Annotated in this window: 17 protein-coding genes, 1 pseudogene and 3 riboswitches; of the genes and pseudogenes, 5 read left to right on the top strand and 13 right to left on the bottom strand. The window is 70.9% G+C overall.

The genetic code is table 11. From position 1 onward, the window contains the following. The first annotated feature begins 177 nt into the window (after positions 1-177). The 5 genes from aceA to ACIOC0_RS03370 all read left to right on the top strand — a co-directional run bounded on the left by aceA (position 178) and on the right by ACIOC0_RS03370 (position 7698). Positions 178-1461: an isocitrate lyase gene (aceA, locus tag ACIOC0_RS03390; protein ID WP_402151798.1), complete on the top strand. Its 1284-nt coding sequence runs from the start codon at positions 178-180 to the stop codon at positions 1459-1461. Between the two features lie 117 nt (positions 1462-1578). After that, positions 1579-3171: a malate synthase A gene (gene aceB, locus ACIOC0_RS03385; protein ID WP_402151795.1), complete on the top strand. Its 1593-nt coding sequence runs from the start codon at positions 1579-1581 to the stop codon at positions 3169-3171. Beyond that, entirely contained in the window at positions 3168-4037 is an 870-nt protein-coding gene (locus tag ACIOC0_RS03380) for a 3-hydroxybutyryl-CoA dehydrogenase (protein ID WP_402151793.1), read from the top strand. The genes aceB and ACIOC0_RS03380 overlap by 4 nt, the downstream gene beginning before the upstream one ends. Before the next feature lie 192 nt (positions 4038-4229). Beyond that, positions 4230-4459: riboswitch (cobalamin riboswitch) on the top strand. Between the two features lie 164 nt (positions 4460-4623). Further along, positions 4624-6942, top strand: coding sequence for a 5-methyltetrahydropteroyltriglutamate--homocysteine S-methyltransferase (gene metE / locus ACIOC0_RS03375; RefSeq protein WP_402151790.1), 2319 nt, complete (start codon positions 4624-4626; stop codon positions 6940-6942). Between the two features lie 174 nt (positions 6943-7116). Beyond that, the gene (locus ACIOC0_RS03370; RefSeq protein WP_402151787.1) at positions 7117-7698 is read left to right on the top strand and encodes a histidine phosphatase family protein; all 582 of its coding nucleotides are present in this window, start codon (positions 7117-7119) and stop codon (positions 7696-7698) included. Positions 7699-7715: 17 nt separating this feature from the next. Here the strand turns inward: ACIOC0_RS03370 and ACIOC0_RS03365 are convergent, their stop codons facing one another. The 13 genes and pseudogenes from ACIOC0_RS03365 to ACIOC0_RS03305 form a co-directional block, all read right to left on the bottom strand. Next, positions 7716-8054: a hypothetical protein gene (locus ACIOC0_RS03365; protein ID WP_402151785.1), complete on the bottom strand. Its 339-nt coding sequence runs from the start codon at positions 8052-8054 to the stop codon at positions 7716-7718. A 146-nt stretch (positions 8055-8200) separates the two neighbouring features. After that, entirely contained in the window at positions 8201-8953 is a 753-nt protein-coding gene (locus ACIOC0_RS03360) for a CbtA family protein (RefSeq protein ID WP_402151783.1), read from the bottom strand. A gap of 21 nt (positions 8954-8974) precedes the next feature. Then, positions 8975-9196, bottom strand: coding sequence for a CbtB-domain containing protein (locus ACIOC0_RS03355; protein WP_073891245.1), 222 nt, complete (start codon positions 9194-9196; stop codon positions 8975-8977). Positions 9197-9232: 36 nt separating this feature from the next. Continuing rightward, a riboswitch (cobalamin riboswitch) is annotated at positions 9233-9377 on the bottom strand. A gap of 76 nt (positions 9378-9453) precedes the next feature. Then, on the bottom strand, positions 9454-10245 hold the full coding sequence (locus ACIOC0_RS03350) for an enoyl-CoA hydratase (RefSeq protein ID WP_402151780.1): 792 nt from the start codon (positions 10243-10245) through the stop codon (positions 9454-9456). Next, complete coding sequence (mmsB, locus tag ACIOC0_RS03345) at positions 10242-11255, bottom strand: 3-hydroxyisobutyrate dehydrogenase (protein WP_402153175.1); 1014 nt, start codon at positions 11253-11255, stop codon at positions 10242-10244. The genes ACIOC0_RS03350 and mmsB overlap by 4 nt, the downstream gene beginning before the upstream one ends. Beyond that, a pseudogene (locus ACIOC0_RS03340) lies at positions 11186-12211 on the bottom strand (enoyl-CoA hydratase/isomerase family protein); the annotation flags it as partial. The gene mmsB and the pseudogene ACIOC0_RS03340, both read right to left, overlap by 70 nt. Continuing rightward, positions 12208-13356 (bottom strand): acyl-CoA dehydrogenase family protein, encoded by a 1149-nt coding sequence (locus tag ACIOC0_RS03335; protein ID WP_402151777.1) that lies wholly within the window; start codon positions 13354-13356, stop codon positions 12208-12210. The gene ACIOC0_RS03335 and the pseudogene ACIOC0_RS03340, both read right to left, overlap by 4 nt. A gap of 7 nt (positions 13357-13363) precedes the next feature. Continuing rightward, positions 13364-14887, bottom strand: a complete 1524-nt coding sequence (locus tag ACIOC0_RS03330; RefSeq protein ID WP_402151774.1) for a CoA-acylating methylmalonate-semialdehyde dehydrogenase — start codon at positions 14885-14887, stop codon at positions 13364-13366. A 226-nt stretch (positions 14888-15113) separates the two neighbouring features. Continuing rightward, positions 15114-15299: riboswitch (cobalamin riboswitch) on the bottom strand. A gap of 50 nt (positions 15300-15349) precedes the next feature. Next, positions 15350-16120: an ECF transporter S component gene (locus tag ACIOC0_RS03325; RefSeq protein ID WP_402153173.1), complete on the bottom strand. Its 771-nt coding sequence runs from the start codon at positions 16118-16120 to the stop codon at positions 15350-15352. A gap of 50 nt (positions 16121-16170) precedes the next feature. Then, positions 16171-17820: an ABC transporter ATP-binding protein gene (locus ACIOC0_RS03320; protein WP_402151771.1), complete on the bottom strand. Its 1650-nt coding sequence runs from the start codon at positions 17818-17820 to the stop codon at positions 16171-16173. Continuing rightward, positions 17817-18986, bottom strand: coding sequence for an energy-coupling factor transporter transmembrane component T (locus ACIOC0_RS03315; protein ID WP_402151769.1), 1170 nt, complete (start codon positions 18984-18986; stop codon positions 17817-17819). Before ACIOC0_RS03315 ends, ACIOC0_RS03320 begins: the two co-directional genes overlap by 4 nt. Continuing rightward, positions 18983-19897 (bottom strand): hypothetical protein, encoded by a 915-nt coding sequence (locus tag ACIOC0_RS03310; protein WP_402151766.1) that lies wholly within the window; start codon positions 19895-19897, stop codon positions 18983-18985. The genes ACIOC0_RS03315 and ACIOC0_RS03310 overlap by 4 nt, the downstream gene beginning before the upstream one ends. Next, complete coding sequence (locus ACIOC0_RS03305) at positions 19894-22608, bottom strand: prenyltransferase/squalene oxidase repeat-containing protein (RefSeq protein ID WP_402151763.1); 2715 nt, start codon at positions 22606-22608, stop codon at positions 19894-19896. The genes ACIOC0_RS03310 and ACIOC0_RS03305 overlap by 4 nt, the downstream gene beginning before the upstream one ends. Positions 22609-22685: the final 77 nt, after the last annotated feature.

Raw genomic sequence — 22685 nt, 5'->3', positions numbered from 1 at the left:
CAACTCAGTGCCCTGACATTGGGTTTCCGGTAGGGACGGTGGACTGCGACAGCATTGCTCGCTTTCGCTCTTCTCGGAGTCGGCGGGCCGCATCTCAGCGCGACGACACACAGTGCCGTCTGCACATCGAGCAGCACAGACTTGGCAACAGCCCTGGATCGAGGAGACGTGACAGACATGGCAGAGGCGACGACGCAGACGGCCGAGGAACTCGCGCGGCGCTGGGACACCGACCCCCGGTGGCAGGGCATCGAGCGCACCTACAGCGCCGACGACGTCGTCCGGCTCTCCGGCAGCGTCCGCGAGGAGCACACCCTGGCCCGGCGCGGCGCCGAGCGGCTGTGGCGCCAGTTGCACGAGCGGGACTACATCCACGCGCTCGGCGCCCTGACCGGTGGCCAGGCGGTCCAGCAGGTCAAGGCCGGTCTGCAGGCCATCTACCTGTCCGGCTGGCAAGTCGCCGCCGACGCCAACCAGGCCGGCCACACCTACCCCGACCAGAGCCTCTACCCCGCCAACTCCGTTCCCCAGGTGGTCCGCCGGATCAACAACGCACTCCTGCGCGCCGACCAGATCGCCACCGCCGAGAACACCGGCGACACCACGGACTGGCTGGCGCCGATCGTCGCCGACGCCGAGGCCGGTTTCGGTGGTCCGCTGAACGCCTTCGAGCTGACGAAGGCGATGATCGCGGCCGGTGCGGCCGGCATCCACTACGAGGACCAGCTGGCCTCGGAGAAGAAGTGCGGCCACCTCGGCGGCAAGGTTTTGGTGCCGACCTCCCAGCACATCCGCACCCTCAACGCGGCCCGCCTCGCGGCCGACATCGCCGATGTGCCCACGGTCATCATCGCCCGCACCGACGCCCTCGCCGCGAACCTGCTCACGACCGACGTCGACGAGCGCGACGCCGAGTTCGTCACCGGGGAACGCACCGCCGAGGGCTTCTACCGGGTCCGCAACGGCATGGCACCCGTGATCGCCCGCGGCCTGGCCTACGCCCCGTACGCCGACCTGATCTGGGTCGAGACGGGTACGCCGGACCTGGCGCAGGCCCGCGAGTTCGCCGAGGCGATCCATGCGCAGTACCCGGACCAGATGCTGGCGTACAACTGCTCGCCCTCCTTCAACTGGAAGGCGGCCCTGGACGATGACCAGATCGCGAAGTTCCAGAGGGAGTTGGGTGCGATGGGCTATCGCTTCCAGTTCATCACTCTGGCCGGCTTCCATTCCCTCAACCACGGCATGTTCGACCTCGCCCGCGGCTACGCCGAGCACGGCATGACCGCCTATGTCGACCTCCAGGAGCGGGAGTTCGCCGCCCAGGCCCACGGCTTCACCGCCGTCAAGCACCAGCGCGAGGTCGGCACCGGCTACTTCGACCTGGTGTCCACGGCCGTCAACCCCGCCTCCTCGACGACCGCGCTGGCCGGTTCCACGGAGGAGGAGCAGTTCCACTAGGCCGGCCCTCGGGATCTGCCTGGTCTGCCCTGATGAGCGGGGGACGTACGACCGTCCCCGTCCGGCCCCCGCTCCCCGTACCCTCCCTCCCACTCCGCCCTGCTCGCAGGAGAAGCGATGTCCACCAGTGCCCTGACCCACCACGTCCGCGTCCTCGCACCCGCGGGTGACCGCCACGACGAGATCCTCACGCCCGCCGCCCTGGACTTCCTGGGTCGCCTGGCCGCGGCCGTCGGTACACGCCGGACGGACCTGATGAGGGAACGCCGCCGGCAGGTCCTGCGCCTGGCCTCGGGCTCCCCGCTCGACTTCCCGATGGTCACCTCCGCCATCCGTGCCGACCCGTCCTGGCGGGTCGCACCAGCCGCCCCCGGGCTGACCGACCGCCGCGTCGAGATCACCGGCCCGCCGGACCGCCGGATGACGGTCAACGCCCTCAACTCCGGGGCCAAAGTCTGGATGGCCGACTTCGAGGACGCCACCGCACCCACCTGGAACAACGTCATCGGCGGCCAGCTGAACCTGCTCGACGCCATAGAGCGCCGCATCGACTTCACCACACCCGGGGGCAAGGAGTACCGGCTCGGCGAACAGCTCGCCACCATCGTCGTACGGCCGCGCGGTTGGCACCTCGACGAGGAGCACCTGGAGTACGACGGCCGCCCCGTGCCCGCCGCGCTGGTCGACTTCGGCCTGTACTTCTTCCACTGCGCCCAGCGGCAGATCGATGCAGGCCACGGCCCGTACTTCTACCTGCCCAAGCTGGAGAACCGCTACGAGGCCAGGCTCTGGAACGACATCTTCGTCACCGCACAGGAACTGCTCGGCATCCCCCGTGGAACCGTCCGCGCCACCGTTCTCATCGAGACGATCACCGCTGCGTTCGAGATGGAGGAGATCCTCTACGAGCTGCGTGAGCACAGCGCCGGCCTGAACGCGGGGCGTTGGGACTACCTGTTCAGCGTGATCAAGACCTTCGGGCACCGTACCGACTTCCTGCTGCCCGACCGCGCCAAGGTCACGATGACCGCGCCGTTCATGCGCGCCTACACCGAACTCCTCGTCCGCACCTGCCACAAGCGCGGCGCACACGCCATCGGCGGCATGGCGGCACAGGTACCGGACAAGGACCCGGCCGCCCACGAGGCCGCACTGGCCAAGGTCCGGCTGGACAAGGAGCGCGAGGCGGAGGACGGCTTCGACGGCTCCTGGGTCGCCCACCCCGGCCTGGTCCCCGTCTGCCGTGCGGTCTTCGACGACGTGCTCGGCGCACGCCCCCATCAGATCGACCGGACGCGCGACGACGTGGAGGTGACGGCGGCCGACCTGCTGTCCGTGCGGCGCATCAGCAGTCCGCCGACCGCCGAGGGCGTCCGCACCAACATCGCCGTCGCCCTGCGCTACTTCGCCGCCTGGCTGCGCGGCCAGGGTGCCGTCGCCCTGGACGGGCTCATGGAGGACGCGGCCACCGCCGAGATCGCCCGCGTGCAGATCTGGCAGTGGCTACGGCACCGGGTGATCGACCGGGAGACGGTCCTCGGGCTGCTCGACGACGAGGCCGTCGCGCTCGGCGCCGCGTATCCCTGGGCGCCCGTCCAGGAGGCGCGCGCGCTCTTCGAACGTACCGCGCTGTCCGGTGAGTTGCCGCTCTTCTTCACCCCTGACGCCTACACGCGGCACATCGTGCGCCGGACGGAGGCCGGGGCATGAGCGGGGAGATCCGGCGCGTCGGCATTGTGGGCGGCGGTCAGATGGGCGCCGGCATCGCCGAGGTCTGCGCACGGGCCGGGCTCGACACGGTGGTGTGCGAGGTCGACGCCGTCGCGGCCCGTGCCGCGCGGGACCGGGTGGCGGCCTCGCTGGACCGCGCCCTACGGCGCGGCAAGCTGGAGGAGTCCGCTGCACAGGACGCCTTCACCCGGCTCGTCTTCACCGGTGATCTCGAAGACCTGGCCGATCGGCAGCTCGTCGTGGAAGCCGTGGTGGAGAACCCGGACGCCAAGACTGAGGTGTTCGCCGCTCTCGACAAGATCATCGAGGACCCTGCCGCCGTCCTCGCCACCAACACCTCCTCCCTGCCGATCATGCGGCTCGGCATGGCCACGAGCCGTGCGGACCGGGTCGTGGGACTGCACTTCTTCAACCCTGTCCCCGTGCTGCCGCTGGTGGAGGTCGTGACCTCGCTGCACACATCGGCCGACACGACCGCCACGGTCGAGCACTTCGCGGCCCGCGCGCTCGGCAAGACCGTCATCCGGTCCCAGGACCGGGCCGGCTTCGTCGTCAACGCACTGCTCATCCCCTACCTGCTGTCCGCGATCCGCATGGCAGAGTCAGGCTTCGCCACGGCCGCCGGTATCGACACCGGCATGGAGCTGGGCTGCGCCCACCCCATGGGCCCACTGAGGCTCGCGGACCTGATCGGACTGGACACCGTCGCCTCGATCGCCGAGTCGCTCTACGACGAGTTCCGGGAGCCCCTCTACGCGCCGCCGCCGCTGCTCCAGCGGATGGTGGAGGCGGGACTGCTCGGCAGGAAGACCGGCCGCGGCTTCCACACCTACGACCGGGTCTGAGGGCCCGGTACGACACGGGCCGAGGGGCCCGCGCCGCCGCAGGGGTGAGGGTCCCCGGACGGCGTGAGCGGGGAAGGGCGGGAAGCGCGCGTGCGGGCGGGCTTCCCGCCCTGTGGTCCCGCCTACGCAACGTCGTCCGCCGCACCGTCCGAATGATGGACGTTCCGCTCTTTTCCCCCGCGGCGACCCCGTAAGCTGGCCGATGCAGCTGGTTCGCCCCGTCCGCCAGGCGGGATGCGTCGTAAGAGGGAACCCGGTGGGAATCCGGGACTGCCCCGCAGCGGTGAGCGGGAACGACCGCCGTCATACGCACTGGGTCCGAGGAGGGCCTGGGAAGCGACGGCCAGTAGGTGTCTCGTACGACTTCGTACGACCAGACGTGCCCGCGAGTCCGAAGACCTGCCACCTGCCCGCGCCCGAACCACTCGTGCGCGGATATCCCGGTGACCTCGAGGGCGGGTCGGCGACATACCAGGCGGAGGACCGCGCCGCGCCGCGCGCGTCGTACCCGTCCGGTTCCGTCACCCCTTCGCGCTCTCGTCCCGTCCCCGGGATCTCAGGGATTCATCTCGCGAAGGAGATCTCCGTGACCACCAAGCCCGCAGCCGCGGCAGCACGGGCCACCGTGTACGGCTACCCCCGCCAGGGACAGCACCGGGAACTGAAGAAGGCGATCGAGGGCTACTGGAACGGCCGCGTCAACGTCGGCGCCCTCCACGCCACCGCCGCCGATCTGCGCCGCGCGAACTGGCGGCAGCTCGCCGAAGCCGGCATCGACGAAGTGCCCACCGGCGACTTCTCGTACTACGACCACGTCCTGGACACCACCGTCATGGTCGGCGCCATCCCCGCCCGCCACCGGGACGCGGTCGCCGCCGACCCGCTCGACGGCTACTTCGCCATGGCCCGCGGCTCCCAGAACGTCGCGCCACTGGAGATGACCAAGTGGTTCGACACCAACTACCACTACCTGGTCCCCGAACTCGGCCCCGACACCGTGTTCGCCGCCGATGCGACCAAGCAGGTCGCCGAGCTGAAGGAGGCCCTGGCCCTGGGCCTCACCGCCCGCCCCGTGCTGGTCGGTCCGGTCACCTATCTCCTGCTGGCCAAGCCCGCACCCGGCGTACCAGCCGACTTCCAGCCGCTCACCCTGCTGGACCGCCTGCTGCCGGTGTACGCCGAGATCCTCGCCGACCTGCGGGCCGAGGGCGCGGAGTGGGTCCAGCTGGACGAGCCAGCCCTCGTCCAGGACCGCACCCCGGCCGAACTCAACGCGGCCGGCCGCGCCTACCGCGACCTCGGCCTCCTCACCGACCGGCCCAAGCTGCTGGTCGCCTCCTACTTCGACCGGCTCGGCGAGGCTCTGCCGGTACTCGCCAAAGCCCCGGTCGAGGGCCTGGCGCTGGACTTCACCGAGGCCGCCGCCGCCAACCTGGACGACCTCGCCGCCGTCGGCGGCCTGCCAGGCAAACGGCTGGTCGCCGGCGTCGTCAACGGCCGCAACATCTGGGTCAACGACCTGTCCAAGTCCCTGTCCACCCTGGGCACCCTGCTGGGGCTGGCCGAACACGTCGACGTCTCCGCATCCTGCTCCCTGCTGCACGTCCCCCTCGACGCCACCGCGGAACGGGACATCGAGCCGCAGATCCTGCGCTGGCTCGCCTTCGCCCGGCAGAAGACGCGCGAGGTCGTCACCCTCGCCAGGGGCCTCGCCCAGGGCACCGGCACGATCACCGCCGAACTGGCCGCCAACCGCGCCGACCTGGCCTCCCGGGCAGGCTCGCCCATCACCCACGACCCGGCCGTGCGCTCCCGTGCCGCCGCGGTCACCGAGGCCGACGTCCGCCGCGCCCAGCCCTACGCCGAACGCGCCGCGGCCCAGCGCGCCCACCTCCGCCTGCCCCTCCTCCCGACCACGACCATCGGGTCCTTCCCGCAGACGGACGAACTGCGCATGGCGAGGGCCGACCTGCGTGCCGGCCGCCTGAACACGGCCGGTTACGAGGAACGGATCAAGGCCGAGATCCATGAGGTGATCTCCTTCCAGGAGAAGACCGGCCTGGACGTCCTCGTACATGGCGAGGCCGAACGCAACGACATGGTCCAGTACTTCGCCGAGCAGCTCACCGGCTACCTCGCCACGCAGCACGGCTGGGTCCAGTCCTACGGCACCCGCTACGTCCGCCCGCCGATCCTCGCCGGCGACATCTTCCGCCCCGAGCCGATGACCGTGCGCTGGACGACGTACGCCCAGTCCCTCACCGACCGGCCGGTCAAGGGCATGCTCACCGGCCCGGTCACCATGCTCGCCTGGTCCTTCGTCCGCGACGACCAGCCCCTCGCCGACACCGCCCGCCAGGTCGCCCTCGCCCTGCGCGACGAGGTCAATGATCTGGAGGCGGCGGGCACCTCGGTGATCCAGGTGGACGAGCCGGCACTGCGCGAGACCCTGCCGCTGCGCGCCGCCGGCCGTCCGGCCTACCTGGAGTGGGCGACGGAAGCCTTCCGGCTGACGACCGGCGGGGTGCGCCCGGACACGCAGATCCACACCCACATGTGCTACGCCGAGTTCGGTGACATCGTCCGGGCCATCGACGACCTCGACGCCGACGTCATCAGTCTGGAGGCCGCCCGCTCCCACATGCAGGTCGCCCGCGAGCTCGCCGCGCACGGCTACCCGCGCGAGGCCGGGCCCGGTGTCTACGACATCCACTCCCCCCGCGTCCCGAGCGCCGAGGAGGCCGCCGACCTGCTGCGCACGGGGCTGAAGGCCATTCCCGCCGAACGGCTCTGGGTCAACCCGGACTGCGGTCTGAAGACCCGAGGCTGGCCCGAGACCCGCGCCTCCCTGGAGAACCTGGTCGCCGCCGCCCGCACCGTCCGCGGGGAGTTGCCGGACGCGTGACCTGACCGGACACTTCACTGGGCCGGGGTGCCATGTGCGCCCCGGCCCTGATGGCTCCGCCACGCAGGGACGCCGGCAGCCGCGTATCCCTACTCGGCCGTGGGCACCGCCCACTGCTCCGGTCCCGCGTGGTGGACACCCACGACCCATGACATCGAGAGCAGGAGCAGCCGCGTGACCAGCCGCGTCACCTTCGTCTCACCCGCCACGAGCCCATCACTGCGGAGGGCGCGGTTCTACGACGGGGACTCGATCGACGACAGCGGCGCGGCCCGCGCCCGTGAGGCCGCCGGGTCACTGCCCGTGGCGGCGCGTGTGGTGGTGTCCCCGAGTGTGCGCTGTCGGGAGACGGCGACTGCGCTCGGCCTCGACGGCGTGGAGACGCCGGAGCTGGACGGACTGGATGTGGGCCGCTGGCGAGGCCGCACACTGGAGGCGGTGGCGGCTGCCGAGCCGGAAGCCGTGGCCCTCTGGCTCACCGACCCGGGGAGCGCACCGCACGGGGGTGAGTCCGTACGAGTCCTGTGCGGGAAAGTCGGGCGGTGGCTGGAGGAAGCGGCGGCTGTCGAGGGTCGTGTGCTCGCTGTGGTCGAGCCGGAGGTGGTGCGGGCGGCGATCACCCAAGCGTTGGACGTACCCGCCGCTGTCTTCTGGCGCCTCGATGTGCCACCCCTTACGGTGACCGAGCTCAGCGGCCGGGCCGGGCGCTGGAATCTGCGGCTCGGGCGTCCCTTGGGCGAGCCGGACGTCAACTAGGACTCGGTCACCAGTGTTCAGGACGCCGGATCCCGGTGACGGCGTAGCAACGCCGCCAGCTCGCAGCGCAGGCAGGAACCAGCGGCGCTCGTCTGGGCGGACGGACTTTCGGCACAGGGCGTCGACGATGTGTGGACCTGCCCGCTGCAGTCCTCCCCCTGTGAGGCGATCAGTGCTTCCAGGTCGTGGAGCAGCCGTTCGGTGCGTTTGGCCTGCTGGGCGAGGACTCGTACCCGGGCGCTCTGGCCGCCGATCTGCCGTCGGCTGGCGATCAGTTGGTCGAATTCCTCCCGGGTGAGGGCGACCGCGTCACGGCCGCCGAGGGTAATGTGGCGCGGCTGGGGGGTTTTGGCCACTCGGTTCCTCCGCTCATCGGCCGGGTGGTCCGCGTCGGGTCGGGCTGAACATCGAGTCGTAGTCGCTCTTCCGTCGGACTCGGTGTCCGGAGAACGCCAGAGGGCCCCCGGATGGTTCCGAAGGGCCCTCTGTTGTCCGGAAGGAATCAGTGCGCGGCCGGAACCGCGCGGCCGCTCGTGGCCGTCGCCGGCTTGGGGTTCAGCAGGCGTTCCGCCAGTTCACCGAAGAGCAGGCCGAAGCCGGCCCACAGGGCGGACTGGATGGCCAGTGCGGACAGCCGGAACCGCCACAGCAGGGCGGCCGGGAAGTCCTGCGGCACCTCGTTGATGACGGGCAGGAACTCGTAGGCCAGACCGATGACGACGGCGAAGGCGGCCACCGCGACGACTGTCGCCCACCAGGTGCCCAGGCTGGGCGCCAGGCGCTTGCCCAGGATGGTGGCGGCGACCGCGAGAAGAACGCTGAGCAGCATCATCAGGAAGTACAGCGTGGTCCGCTTGCTGATGGTGTCGGGGTCGCCGACCGACGGCGGGTTCGCCGGGTACTTGAGGAAGGGCACGACGTAGACGGCGAGCAGTGCGCAGCCGGACAGCAGCAGCGCGGTCGCCCGCGGGCTGAAGCGGCCCACGCGGCCCAGGGCGAAGCAGTACGCGAGCGCAGCGATGCCGCCGAAGGCGACCCCGTAGACGAGGACGCCCGTGGCGAGGCCGGCGGTGGACTGCAGGGAGCGGGAGACGACTTCCATCTCGTGCTCGTGGGAGTGGGCGTCCTCGAAGGCGATCGCCTTGTCGACGCTCGGCTCACCGAGGAGATAGGCGACAACCAGGGCGAGCACACCGGCGACAAGGCCGGCGAGCATGCCCCGCACGAGGAGGTTTCTTACCGTTGCGGAGTTCATGGGTGTGCGGCGTCCCTCGTGTCAGTGGCAGGGGAAGCCGAGCAGGTGGCGGGCGTCGTGCACCCACTCGTGGACGTCGGTGCCGTTGAACACGGAGGTGGCGCCCTGCTCGGCGCCGACGAAGTAGAGCAGGACCAGCATCAGGACGCCGAAGAAGACCGCCCAGGGCGCTATCGCCTTCAGCGGCAGCGTGGCGGGAACGGCGGGAGTGGTGGCTGTCGGCTGGGCGACGGTCTGCGCCATGGCAGAACCTCCTCTGGGAGTTCGCGTCCCATCTCGGTGGTGCACAGGACGACGGCCACGGGTCTGACTCACGCGACGCCCCGAAGGGGGTCCCGCATACAGTGGCGCGACCGTGCCGGATTCCCACCGGCTTCCGTCTCGCCGTCGTCGATATCGGACAGACCGTACCGCGTGGCGCGGGCATGGCCAAGACCGCGTCCGTCCGGCGTGATCTTCCTCTCCCACCGGACGGACGGTACGGGCACGGGCTTCGTGGTTCAGCGGTGACGGAATACCGGTGGCCGTTTGCCGACGAATGCTCCCATGCCTTCCTTCTGGTCTGCGGTCGCGAACATGGCGTGGAACAGACGGCGTTCGAAGCGGACGCCTTCCGTGAGGGTGGTCTCGAAAGCCCGCCCGACCGCTTCCTTCGCCATCATCGCGACCGGCAGCGACATGCCGGCGACCGTCTCGGCGACGGCCAGGGCTTCGCCGAGCAGGTCGTCGGCGGGGACCACACGGGAGACCAGTCCGGCTCGCTCGGCTTCGGTCGCGTCCATGGTGCGCCCGGTCAGGCACAGCTCCATGGCCTTGGCCTTGCCGACAGCACGGGTCAGGCGCTGGGAGCCGCCGATGCCGGGAATCACCCCCAGTTTGATCTCGGGCTGGCCGAAGACGGCCGTGTCGGCGGCGAGCAGGATGTCGCAGAGCATGGCGAGCTCGCAGCCCCCTCCCAGGGCGTATCCGGCGACGGCGGCCACGGTCGGCGTGCGCAACTCTCCGATGCGGTCCCAGGCAGCGAACCAGTCGGCCAGGTACATGTCCATGTATCCCTGGGGCTGCATCTCCTTGATGTCGGCGCCAGCCGCGAACGCCTTCGCCGAACCGGTGATCACGATGCAGCCACAGCCCGGGTCCCGGTCGAGGGCTTCGGTCGCCGCGACGACTTCGTTCATGACCTGCAGGTTGAGGGCGTTGAGTGCCTTGGGCCGGTTCAGGGTGAGCAGGGCGGTTCGGCCCTTGCGCTCGACCAGGATCGTCTCGTATTCGGCGGCCGGTTCCATGGTCATCCCTCAGCTCCGCTCTGGTCCCTGATCGTACGTACGATGCCGGAGAAGTCCTGCATGGCCCCGCCTCGCTCGGCATAGGCGGCGTACAACTCGGCTGCTCTCAGGCCCAGTTCCGCGTGTACTCCGCCGGCCTTGGCCGCGTCTGCCGCGAGTCCCAGGTCCTTGGCCATCAAAGAGGCGGCGAAGCCCGGACGGTAGTCCCGGTTGGCCGGGCTGGTCGGCACGGGCCCGGGAACGGGGCAGTTGACGCTGAGGGCCCAGCACTGCCCGGATGCCGTCGAGGCCACGTCGTACAGGGCCTGGTGCGACAGGCCGAGGCTCTCGCCGAGGACGAACGCCTCGCTGACGGCGATCATGGAGACGCCGAGGATCATGTTGTTGCAGATCTTGGCCGCCTGTCCGGCACCCGCACCGCCGCAGTGGACGGCCTTCTTGCCCATGGCTTCGAGCAGGGGAAGCGCCTCGGCGAACTCGGTCTCTCCCCCGCCGGCCATGAAAGTGAGGGTGGCCGCTTCGGCTCCCACCACTCCGCCGGAAACCGGTGCGTCCAGGGTTCGCATTCCGGCGGCTGCCGCGCGGTCGTGGGCGGTACGGGCGTCGGTGACGTCGATGGTGGAGCAGTCGACGAACAGGGTGCCGGGCCGGGCGGCGGGCAGAAGGGTGTCGTAGAGGTCCAGGACGTGGCGGCCCGCGGGAAGCATGGTGATGACCACGTCGGCGCCGTCGACCGCGGCGGCCGCCGACGGCGCGGGTTCCACGCCCGCCCGCGTGGCGCTGTTCACGGCCTCGGGCACGAGGTCATGACCGTGTACGCGGAGCCCGGCCTTCACCAGGTTGGCGGCCATCGGGGCGCCCATGTGCCCGAGGCCGATGAAAGCGACGGTACGGCTCACCAGGCCACCTCCGTGCTCCCGCCCGAACCGGTGAGTCCGAGTTCTCGCTCGCCGAGCGGAGCGAAGAAGTCTTCGACGTCGGCGTCGGTCACCTCCACCAAAGTGGCCGGCGACCAGTGCGGGTCGCGGTCCTTGTCGATGACCTGGGCGCGGATGCCCTCCACCAGGTCCGGGTGCCGGAGGGCGGCGCAGGAGACGCGGTACTCCTGGTCGAGGACTCGCTCCAGCGGGCCGAGGCGCCGGGCGCGGGACAGGGCGGTGAGGGTGACCTTGAGGGCGGTAGGCGACTTGGCGAGGAGGGTCTCGGCTGTCTCCTTTGCGTCCGGGCCGCCGTCGGCGAGCAACCGGTCCACGATCTCCTCGACCGTGTCAGCGGCGTAGCAGGAGTCGATCCATGCCCGTCGGCGACCCAACTCGCCTGACGGAGAAGGCTGTACATGACGGGCCAGTGCGTCGCGCACAGGCATCTCGGCGAGGTCGTCGATGAACCCCTGGAGTGCCGTCGTCGGCACGAAGTGGTCGGCGAGCCCGCAGAGCAGGGCGTCACCCGCGCCGATCTGTGCGCCGGTCAGTGCCAGGTGCGTGCCCAGTTCACCCGGCGCCAGGCCGAGCAGGTAGGTGCCGCCGACGTCCGGGACGAACCCGATCCCGGTCTCGGGCATCGCGATCCTCGATCGTTCGGTGACGATCCGGACGCTGCCGTGCGCGGAGAGGCCGACCCCGCCGCCCATGACGATGCCGTCCATGACGGCCACGTACGGCTTGGGGTAGCGGGCGATCCGGGCGTTGAGACGGTACTCGTCGCGCCAGAACGCGGCCGACGCGGAGCCGTCGCCGTCCCGGGCGTCGTCGTGGATGCTGCGGATGTCGCCGCCCGCGCACAGGCCACGTTCCCCGGAACCGGTGATGACCACGGTCTCCACGGCCGGGTCCGGCTCCCAGTGGCTGAGTGCGTCGTCGATGCGCCGGACCATCTCGTGGTTGAGGGCGTTGAGGGCCCTGGGCCGGTTCAGGGTGATGTGGGCGGCCCGGCCGGTGGTGTGGAACAGGACGGGTTCGTCGGCGGCGGTCATGCGCACGCCTCCGTCAGGCCACGGGCCACGATGACGCGCATAATCTCGTTGGTTCCTTCAAGGATCTGGTGGACGCGCAGGTCTCGGACGATCTTCTCGATGCCGTACTCGCTCAGGTATCCGTAGCCCCCGTGCAACTGGAGTGCGCGGTCGGCGACCGAGTACCCGGTGTCGGTGGCGAACCGCTTCGCCATGGCGCACAGGTACGGTGCCTGCGGGTCGCCGCGATCGAGGGCCCCCGCGGCCTGCTGGACCAGGGCGCGGGCGGCGGCCAGCTCGGTCGCCATGTCGGCGAGGCGGAAGCGCAGCGCCTGCGCGTCGAGGAGCCGTGCGCCGAACGCCTCCCGGTCGGCGAGGTGGGCGAGGCTGCGGTCGAGGGCGCTGCGTGCGCCGCCGAGGGAGCAGGCGGCGATGCCGAGGCGACCGCCGTTCAGACCGCTCATGGCGATGCGGAAGCCCTCGCCCTCGCGCCCTAGGAGTCGATCGGCGGGCAGTCGTACGCCGTCCATGACGACCTGGCGGGTGGGCTGGGCGTTCCAGCCCATCTTTCGTTCGTTGGGGCCGAAGGTGAGCCCGGGGTCGTCCTTGTCGACGAGGAAGGCGGAGACGCCGTCAGGGCCGGTGCCGCCGGTGCGGGCCATGACCACGTACACCTGGGAGGCGCCCGCGCCGGAGATGAACTGCTTGACGCCGGTCAGGACGTAGTGGTCATCGTCACGGACGGCCCTGGTGGTCAGTGCTGCCGCGTCGGAGCCGGCGCCCGGTTCGGTCAGGCAGTAGCTGGCGAGGTCGTCCATGGCGCAGAGGCGGGGCAGCCACCGGTCGCGCTGGGCGTCGTCGCCGTAGCGGTCGATCATCCAGGCGACCATGTTGTGGATGGAGAGGTATCCGGCGATGGACGGGCAGCCGGAGGCGAGGGTCTCGAAGACGAGCACGCCGTCGCTGCGGGTGAGGCCGGAACCGCCCGACTCCTCGCGGACGTAGACGCCGCCCAGTCCGAGCCCGGCCGCCTTGCGCAGCACATCGACCGGGAAGTGCTTGTCGCGGTCCCAGTCCAGGGCGTGCGGCGCCAGATGGTCCTGGGCGAAGTCGAGCGTCGTCTCGACGAGGGCCTGCTGGTCCTCGGTGAGCAGGGTGATGGTCATACGGCACTCAGCCCATCGTGGGGATCGTGAAGCTCGCGCCCTCGCGCAGCCCGGCCGGCCAGCGGGAGGTGACAGTCTTGGTGCGGGTGTAGAAGCGGATCGCGTCCGGGCCGTGCTGGTTCAGGTCGCCGAAGCCGGAGCGCTTCCAGCCGCCGAAGGTGTGGTAGGCGACCGGCACCGGGATGGGCACGTTGACGCCGACCATGCCGGTGTTCACCCGCCGGGTGAAATCGCGGGCGGTGTCGCCGTCCCGGGTGAAGATGGCGACGCCGTTGCCGTAGAGGTGTTCGCTGGGCAGGCGCAGGGCCTCCTCGTAGTCGGCGGCACGCACGACCGACAGCACGGGGCCGAAGATCTCCTCCTGGTAGATGCGCATCGCCGGGGTGACCCGGTCGAACAGCGAGGCCCCAGCGAAGAAGCCGTTCTCGTGACCGGGCAGGCCGAAGTCCCTGCCGTCCACGACGAGTTCGGCGCCTTCCTCGACACCCAGGTCGATGTACTCGCGGACTCTGTCGACGGCGTCCCTGCCGACCAGCGGGCCGAAGTCGGCCTCGGGGTCGTCGCTGCGGCCGATCCGCAGCGCGCCGATGCGCTCCTTCAACCGGGCGACCAGCGCGTCGGCGGTGTCCTCGCCCACGGGCACGGCCACGGAGACGGCCATGCAGCGCTCGCCCGCCGAGCCGTACCCTGCGCCGATCAGGGCCTCCACCGCCTGGTCGAGGTCGGCGTCCGGCATCACGATCATGTGGTTCTTGGCGCCCCCGAAGCACTGGGCACGTTTGCCATGGGCCGCGGCGGTCGCGTAGACGTGCGCGGCGACGGGTGTGGATCCGACGAAGCCGAGGGCGGCGACGCGGGGATCTTCCAGGAGGGTGTCGACCGCTTCCCTGGCGCCGTTGACGACGTTGAGGACGCCGGCCGGCAGTCCCGCCTCCTGGAACAGTTCCGCCAGCCTGAGCGGGACGGAAGGGTCGCGCTCCGAGGGCTTGAGGATGAAGGCGTTGCCGCAGGCCAGTGCGGGCGCGGCCTTCCAGAGGGGAATCATCGCCGGGAAGTTGAACGGTGTGATGCCGGCGACGACTCCGAGCGGGGCGCGCAGGGAGTGGACGTCGATCCCGGTGCCGGCGTTGTCGGTGAACTCGCCCTTGAGTAGATGCGGGATGCCTGCCGCGAACTCCACCACCTCCAGGCCCCGTTGGATGTCGCCGTGCGCATCTGCGATGGTCTTGCCGTGCTCGGACGACAACAGCCGGGCGAGCGCGTCCTGCTCCTGTTCGACGAGACGCAGGAAGCGCAGCAGGACGCGGGCGCGGCGCTGCGGGTTCCACCCACCCCACTCAGGCTGCGCCTCGGCGGCGACGGTGATCGCCGCCTCGGTCTCGGCCCGGTCGGCCAGCGGCACGCGGGCCTGGACCCTACCGGTGTTGGGGTCGTACACGTCGCCGTAGGACCCCGAGGTTCCCGGGGTGTGCTTGCCACCAATGAAGTGGGTCAACTCACGTACGTCGGTGGAGTCGTTCGGACGGATCATGGGTGCCTGCTCTCGTCAGGTGCGGGTGATCCGGGATGGCGCGCCGAACCGGCACACAGGGACGCGGTGGCGTGCACGTGTGTGCGGGGGCAGCGCGAGAACGCGTATGGCGGGCGAACCGTCAGGCGGTGACGACAGGGATACGGCGTGAGGGACGCCGACGGCCGAGTCCGCGGGGGTCGTGAATACGCACCGGTGCCATGTGTGTCAGCTCCATCCTCGTGGACAACACGGAACATCCCACGGCCGGTATCCTGACTCCCGGATCAGCGCGCGCCGTCCGCCTTCCCGACATCCAGCTCGTCAGTGGCGTCCTGCTCGACGGCGTACTCCCCGGTCACAGTGGCGGGACCGTGCCGGAATCACACCGGCTTCCCTGCACCGCGGGCCTACCCCTCGAATATATAGTTGGACGTCCTAGTAAATCCACCCCCGCAGGGTGCGTTCCGGTGGTGTTCCCGGTCAGCGTGGGTCGGATTCGGCCGTCCGAGGGGTTGCAAAGCGCACCGGCGCCCGGAAGCGGGCCTTGCGCGCGGCGCGCCGGAAGGTGGTCAGCACCGCGGGGCCGGCCAGCAGCACGCACACGAAGTTCGTGACCGCCCGCCCGGTGTCCCAGCCCAGCGAGGTGGCCAGGTCGAACGCGACGTAGCGGTGCCACTGCTCGGTGAACGGCAGGCCCGGGAGGTAGGCGATCGAGCTGTTGGGGTCCAGGGAGAACGGCCAGAAGGAGAGGTTGAGGAGGAAGCCGAAGAGATAGCCGGAGAGTGAGCCATAGACGGCCAGCATCAGCACCTCGCGCCGACCGGTCGCCCTGGGGAGCAACCCGGCGAGCATCCCCACGAAGGCGCAGCCGAACATCTGGTAGGGCATCCACGGCCCGACCCCACCGGTGATGAGCGCGGAGGCGAACAGGGAAGTGCAGCCGAGCACGAAGCCGAAGCCGGGGCCGTAGACCCGTCCCGCCAGGACGAGGACGAAGAAGACCGTCTCGATTCCGGCGGTTCCGGCGCCCAGCGGACGCAGTGCGGCGTTGACGGCGGAGAGGACCCCGAGCATCGCGAGTGCCTTCGAGTCGATGCCGCCCTCGGCGATCTCCGACAGCACCACGCACAGGACGAGGGCCAGCAGGACACCGAAGATGAGCGGTGGTGCGTAGTTGGACCCGAACTTGCCCGGCGCGACCACGAACGGCCAGAAGAAGGCGACGAGCCCGAGGAAGGCTGCCATGGTCATGACGATGCCGACGCGCGGGGTCAGCCGGATGGCGGTGCCGACGCGTGTCCTCACGGGCGTGCCCCGTCGTGACCTTCGACCGCCAGCGCCCGCGCCACTTGTTCGACCGTCAGGAACAGCAGCGGAGACAAGATCTTGGCCGTCTGAGGGGCGAAGGTCGGGGAGGAGACGATGACTTCCGTGGTCGGGCCGTCAGCGACGACATCGCCCTCGGCCAAGACGACCACACGGTCGGCGGCACGCGCGGCGAACTCGACGTCATGGGTGGAGATGACCACGGCCCTGCCCTCGGCCGCCAAGGCGTCCACGATGCCGATCAGTGCCGTCTTGGCCTGGTAGTCCAGGCCGCGGGTCGGCTCGTCCAGGAGGACGACTCTCGGCGCGGCGGAGAGCTGGATGGCGAGGACGAGAGCGAGCTTCTGGCCTTCCGACAGGTCACGCGGATGGGTGGCGTCGTCGATGCCGGGCGCGAGCCGGTCCAGGAGGGCGCGCGCCTTCACGTCCGCGCCCGACTCGGCGTCCGCCTGGTCGAGTTCCTGCTTGACACTCTCCAGGTACAGCAGGTCGCTCGGAGTCTGCGGGACCAGGCCGACGAGCCGGCGGGCCTCGACGGCCGACGCGGCCCTGGGGTCCGTACCGCCACCGTGCTCACCTGCCACGCGTACGCTTCCCGCTCGCCGCGGCCCGGAACCCTGCAGGGCCCAGAGCAGCGACGACTTGCCGGATCCGTTGCGGCCCATGAGCGCGATGACCTCGCCCGCATGCAGGTCGAGGTCCACCTCGCGTACAGCGGCGACACCGCGGTAGGAGACCGTGACGCCGCGGGCGGCCAGCAGGCATGTCCGTTCGCCGTCCGGGACCGGCGGCCGGACCGAGACGGGCGTGTGATCGGCGAGCCTGGCCCGGAGGGGGGCGGCGGCCCGGCGGGCGTCGCGGATGGACAGGGGCAGCGGAGTCCAGTTCGCGGCCCGGCCCAGTTCCACGATCGGCGGTGCGATCGTGGACGTACGCAGGATCTCGGCGGGCAAGCCGACGCGGGCGTGGCCGTCGCCGGGCAGGTGGATGACGCGGTCCGCGTACTGAACGACGCGTTCGAGGCGGTGCTCGGCCATCAGGACGGTGACACCGAGGTCGTGGACGAGCCGGGTGACGGCGGCGAGGACCTCCTCCGCCGCGGTCGGGTCGAGCGCCGAGGTGGGTTCGTCCAGGACCAGAACGCGGGGGTGGGCGGTCAGCACCGAGCCGATGGCGACGCGCTGCTGCTGGCCGCCGGAGAGTTCGTGCAGGGCACGGTGGCGCAGGTCGGCGAGGCCGAGCAGGTCAAGGGTCTCCTCGACACGCTTGCGCATGGTGCCTGGAGGGATCGCCAACTGCTCCATCGCATAGGCCAGTTCCTCCTCGACGGTGTCCGTGACGAAGCCGTCGATGGGGTCCTGGCCGACCACGCCGACGACGTCGGCGAGCTCGCGGGGCGGGTGGTCGGCGGTGTCGCGGCCGTCGACGGTGACGCGGCCGTACAGGGTGCCGCCGGTGAAGTGCGGGACCAGCCCGTTGACGGCGCCGAGAAGCGTCGACTTGCCGACGCCCGTGTGTCCGACGACGAGGCAGAGTTCGCCCTCCTTCACTGTGAGGTCGACATCGCGCAGGGCGGGCCCCGCCGCGTCTTCGTACTGGACGGTGACCTGGTCGAACGTGATCACGAGGCTTCGGCTCTCTGGACGGGGCTGGGCGGAGGTGCGAGGAATCCGGCCGTGCCGGCCAGGAGGATCGCGGCGGTCGGCACGAGTGGCAGGCCGGGCCAGGTCAGTGGGTAGAAGGTCGGGTTGAGCTGGGCCGGGTCGTAGCCGAGGTTGCTGAAGAGCAGCACGGCGGAGACCACGCCGCTGCCCGCGACGGCCCACTCGGGCAGGCGCCATGGATCGGGGCGGTAAGTGGTGCGGGTGACGCGCCGGCCGCCGAGTCGCAGGCCCGCGACGCAGAGTACGGCTCCGGCGGACATCGCCGGCAGCCCGAGGAATGCGGGGGCGGTGGCATCCAGGAGCCCGTACGCCCCTGAGCACAGGCCGCACATGCCGAGCAGCATCAGCACTCCGGTGATGCGGCGGGAGCGGCGAGTCGCGGTGCCCGCCCGGCCGTATCCGCGCGAGTCCATGGCCGCGGCCAGCCGCAGGGAGCGTTCGAGGGCGTCCTCCAGGACGGGGATCACGATGCCGCGCAGCGCCTTCATCCCCTTGGTACGCCCCGCGCGCAACCTCCTTGCTCGCACGACGCGTTGGACGCTCTGCACGAGCTGTGGTGCCACGCTGATCGCGACGGTGACCGCGACGCCGAGCTCGTACAGGGCGCCGGGCAGCACGCGCAGCGCGCGCTTGGGGTTGGCGAGGGTGTTGGCGGCGCCGATGCAGCACAGCATGCAGGCCAGCCGCAGTCCGTCGGTGGCCGCCGACAGCAGTGCCTCCAGCGACACCGGGCCACCGATCTTGATGCCGGCGTACCAGTCGGGGGTGGGGATGTGCGGGAGCGAGAAGAGGAAGTGGTCGTGCGGGGTGATGCCCGTGGCGAACACGGCCCGGAAGGCGACGCGGATCGTCACGACCGTCAGCGCCAGGTAGAGATAGTACTTGAAGCCCCTAGCCCACGGGGCCTCGGTCCGTCGCGCAGTGACGACGTAGCCGAGGACCGCGAGCACCAGGAACAGCAGCAGCGGGTTGTTGGTCCGGCTGACGGCCGTGGCGAGGGCCAGGGCCCACACCCACCAGGCCACGGGGTGCAGGGTGCGCGGCAGGCGTCGGCCACCCCGGTCCGGCGCGGGTCCGGACGGGGCGGCCGAGGCTGCCTCGACGGTCGTACGAGCCACAGCGGTCACTCGGTACGACGGCGTCGGCGTGCTACGAAGGCCGCGGCGCCGCCGATCAGGACGACGAGTCCGGCGCCGGTGGCGACGGGAACGAGGGAGCCGGAGTCGTGGCGGGCCTCGGCGGCCGGTTCGGCGTCGACCACCCTGGTGCCCGTGCTCGCCGCCGCCGCGGCCGGCCCGCTGCTGATGGCACTGGGCGTCGGAGAGGGCGTCGGGCCGGCGGTCTCGCCGGGCTTCGGCTTCTTCGGTTTCCTCGGCTTCGGCGACGCGGATGCCGGAGCTTCGGTGTTCCGCCGCTCGGGCGCCGGGCCGGTGTTCACGTCGGGCGGCAGCGGAGACGCCTTGTGCGTGGACGCGGGCTTGCCCGCGTCGCCCTGCGGCCTGGTGTTGTGGGCCCGCAACTGGTCGGGGGTGACCTTCGGCCGGCCCTCGGTGCCCTCGATGTTCGTGCCGCCGAAGATCCACAGGTCGACGCTGCCCGGCTTGGGCTTGTAGAGCATCGCGCCCAGCTGGCTGTACGTCCAGTCCCGGGCTCCCGGGTCGGCGTGCCAGTACGACCAGTAGGCGGAGGCGGGCGGCGTGAGCACGCAGTCGTCCTGCGCGGGGGTGGGGTACTGCTTGCCGCCCTTGTACCCGCTGTAGCCGATGCGGCAGATGAACGCCGGACCGTCGTGCCCGGTGCCCGTAGTGCGCCAGCCACCCTGGTTGAGCAGCTCGTAGCCGGTGGTCGGGGTCGTACCGCAGGAGCGCATGATCGGCCCACCCCAGTGACTGAAGTCGACCGCGAGGACCGCGCCGGAGGTGGTGGTGCAGCGGCCCATGGGCTGCGGGGCTGCGGAGGCAGGAGGGCCGGTTGCGGCGACGGCCGCGGTCGTCAGGCCGAGCGCGGCCAGCACCCGCAGGACGCGTGCGGCCGTCATCGTCCGCTCCCCGTGCCCGTACGACGACGGGCCACGATCACCGTGCGCCAGCCGGCGAGCACCATCAGAGCGGCGATCGCAGCGAGAACTCCGACCTGTGCACCGGTGGAGGCGAGAACACCGCCGCCACCGTCCCCGCCGCCGGTGGTGGAAGTCCCGCCACCCGCGTCACCACCAGTGGTGATGATGTTCGGAGCGCTGCTGCTGGGGCTCGGCCTGGGTGTCGGCTGCGGGGACGTGCCGGTCAGGCTGCGCTTCAGCCTGCCGAAGGAGATACCGGTGGTGCCGCCGACGGCCTGGGTGGAGGCGCGCAGGTCGGAGCCGCGCTGTCCGCCCTTGGCGACGTTGAAGCCGCCGTCGGTGTTCTGCTGGGACGCGAGGAACTTCCGCGCCTTGGCGATCCTCGCCGCATACTTTCCGGCATCCAGCGACAGCCCTTGCACGGCGAGGGCAGCGGAGTTCACCGAGTCGCCCGCGGCGCCGGGGAAGCCGCCGTCGACCAGCTGCCTGGACGCGATCCAGGCCAGCGCCTTGTCCACGGCCTTGTCCGCCTTAGCCTCGCCCGCCAGATCGAGGGTCATGGCGGCGATGGCGGTGGAGTCCACGTCGGAGTCCTTCGTGGACGGGATCAGGCTCGGCCAGGCCCCGCTGGACTGCTGAAGGCTCTCCAAGTAGGCGATCGGTTGCGCGGCCGCCGCCTTCTCACCCGCGCGAAGCTGCGCCATCACAGCCAGGGACTGAGCGAAAACGGAGGGAGCGTAGGTGTAGGCGCCCTTGGCCGCGCAGGAACGGTCGGGGGCGGTGCTCGGCTTGGTGCACACGGCCTTCGCCAGCGCGGCGATGAGGTCGTGCCCGGCGAAGCGGTGCGGGTCGCGGCCCACGGCCTCGGCGAGCAAGGCGGTCTTGCCGAGGGAGCCGCCCGCCGCGTACGGCGTGCCGATGCCGGTCCAGTCATCGACGGTGCGGCCCTCGCCGTCCTTGCCGCGGTGGTCGAGGAAGTCGACGATACCGCGCAGCTTGGCGTTGTTCAGGCCGGTGGCGGCGAGCGCGTAGGCGCCGTCAATGGTGAGGCCGAAGTCGGCGCGGGCCGAGCCGGTACCGGCGGTGTAGTACTGGCCCTGCTTCAAGGTGGCCGCCTTGGTGAGGTAGGCGACGCCCTTCTTCAGGTCGGGGCCGGCTCCGGGAGCCGAAGTGGTGGGCTTGCCGGTGGGGGTGGTCGGCGGCTTGGGGGGATCGGTCTTCTTGGTCGTCAGCGTGACCAGACTGGTACCCGTCCCCGCGAGGACGGCCGGTGGTGTCGGGTAGACGACGGGGTCGGTGGCGCTCTCCTCGAAGCCGAAGCCACCGTCCTTGAGCTGCTGCCGTGACAGCCATCCGACGGCCGCGTCCGCGCGCTTGGTGTCCTTGAGGGTGCGCTGGGCCTGCGCGGCGTACGCGGTCGCGGTGACACTGCCGGTGGTGGAGCCGGTGTAGCCGGGGAATGCGCCGTCCTTGCGCTGGGCCTTGGCCAGGTAGGTGCGGGAGGCGGTCACCGCGTCGTCGTGGCCGCCGGCCTTGTGCAGCACCAGGGCGACGAGTCCCGTGGTGGCGGGGTCGCCGTCGCAGTACTCGCCCGGGCGGATGAGGATGCTGGTGACGCCGCCGTCCCTGCACTGCAGTTGTGCGAGGCGGTCCACCGTGGCCGCCGGCGGCGTCACTCCGGCGCGCAGCAGGGTGAGGACCGCCAGGGCCTGGCCCTCGGTGTAGGACGCGGACCGGAAGTCACCCTTGGCAGTGCACCCCGGGCCGGAATCGCCGGACTCGGGGCCCGCCGCGCACACGTTCTTCGTGAGGGCGTCGACGAGGTCATGCCCGCCGAAGGCCCGCGGGTCGCGTTCGGTGACCTCGGCCAGCAGAGCCAGCCGGGCGACGGCGGTGGCGTCGGGGGCCTGGTCGGTGCCATTCGGGTAGGCGTATTCCGTGACGTGGGCGGCAAGGAAAGCGGTGACCCTGTCGAGCGCGGTGCTCTTTCCGTCGACCGCGGCGAGCGCGTAGGCGGTGTCGACGGTCAGCGAGTAGTCGGGGGTGGTCGCGCCGTCGTCGACGATGCGTTCACCGTCGGTAAGGCGGCCCTTGAGCCAGGTGGCGGCAGCCTTCACGTCGACCTTGCCCGGGGCGCCGGTGGGCGTGTCACCGGGATCCGGAGTGTGCGTGCCACCGGCGCGTACGTCGTCGGGACTGAAGGTGGGCTTGCCCGTGGTGCCGCCGACGTCCGTGCCGCCGTAGACCCAGGCGTCGACGTCGCCGTCCTTGAGCTTGCGGTCCATGGCACCGTACTGGCTGTAGGTCCAGTCGTCCTGGCCGGGCGAGGCGGTCCAGTACGACCAGTACGCCGTGGCCTGCGGAGTCAGTACGCAGGACTCCTTGTCCGGAGTCGGGTACTGCGTACCGGAGTTGAACGAGCCGTAGCCGATGCGGCAGATGAAGCCGGGGCCGTCGTGCTGGGTGCCGGTGGTGCTGAATCCGGCGTCGTGCAGCAGCTCGTAGCCGGTGGTGGGCGTGGGATCGCAGCCGGGTTCGACCGTGCCGCCGAACGGCCCGAAGTCGACGGCGACGACAGCACCCTTGGTCGCGGTGCAGTCACCGGCACCATCGGCCGCGGCGGGCGTCGTCGTGAGGAACGTCGCGCAGGCCGCCAGGAGAATGAACAGGGCGGAAGCGAGTGATGCCACGCCTCGTGCGCCCGTTGTTCTCCTGTCTCTTCGCTTCCCCGTTCGCACCACGGCCCCCTCGCGCCTGCCCGACACGG

It is taken from the genome of Streptomyces sp. NPDC088254 (genome assembly GCF_044740925.1).
Taxonomy (GTDB): domain Bacteria; phylum Actinomycetota; class Actinomycetes; order Streptomycetales; family Streptomycetaceae; genus Streptomyces.
This window is presented reverse-complemented; position numbering and strand designations above follow the sequence as displayed.

Excerpts from the sequence above, each read along its gene's own strand:
- aceA (WP_402151798.1), top strand. The coding sequence starts at position 178 with ATGGCAGAGGCGACGACGCAGACGGCCGAGGAACTCGCGCGGCGCTGG.
- aceB (WP_402151795.1), top strand. The coding sequence starts at position 1,579 with ATGTCCACCAGTGCCCTGACCCACCACGTCCGCGTCCTCGCACCCGCG.
- ACIOC0_RS03380 (WP_402151793.1), top strand. The coding sequence starts at position 3,168 with ATGAGCGGGGAGATCCGGCGCGTCGGCATTGTGGGCGGCGGTCAGATG.
- ACIOC0_RS03360 (WP_402151783.1), bottom strand. The coding sequence starts at position 8,953 with ATGAACTCCGCAACGGTAAGAAACCTCCTCGTGCGGGGCATGCTCGCC.
- ACIOC0_RS03355 (WP_073891245.1), bottom strand. The coding sequence starts at position 9,196 with ATGGCGCAGACCGTCGCCCAGCCGACAGCCACCACTCCCGCCGTTCCC.
- ACIOC0_RS03350 (WP_402151780.1), bottom strand. The coding sequence starts at position 10,245 with ATGACCATGGAACCGGCCGCCGAATACGAGACGATCCTGGTCGAGCGC.
- ACIOC0_RS03335 (WP_402151777.1), bottom strand. The coding sequence starts at position 13,356 with ATGACCATCACCCTGCTCACCGAGGACCAGCAGGCCCTCGTCGAGACG.
- ACIOC0_RS03330 (WP_402151774.1), bottom strand. The coding sequence starts at position 14,887 with ATGATCCGTCCGAACGACTCCACCGACGTACGTGAGTTGACCCACTTC.
- ACIOC0_RS03325 (WP_402153173.1), bottom strand. The coding sequence starts at position 16,120 with ATGACCATGGCAGCCTTCCTCGGGCTCGTCGCCTTCTTCTGGCCGTTC.
- ACIOC0_RS03310 (WP_402151766.1), bottom strand. The coding sequence starts at position 19,897 with ATGACGGCCGCACGCGTCCTGCGGGTGCTGGCCGCGCTCGGCCTGACG.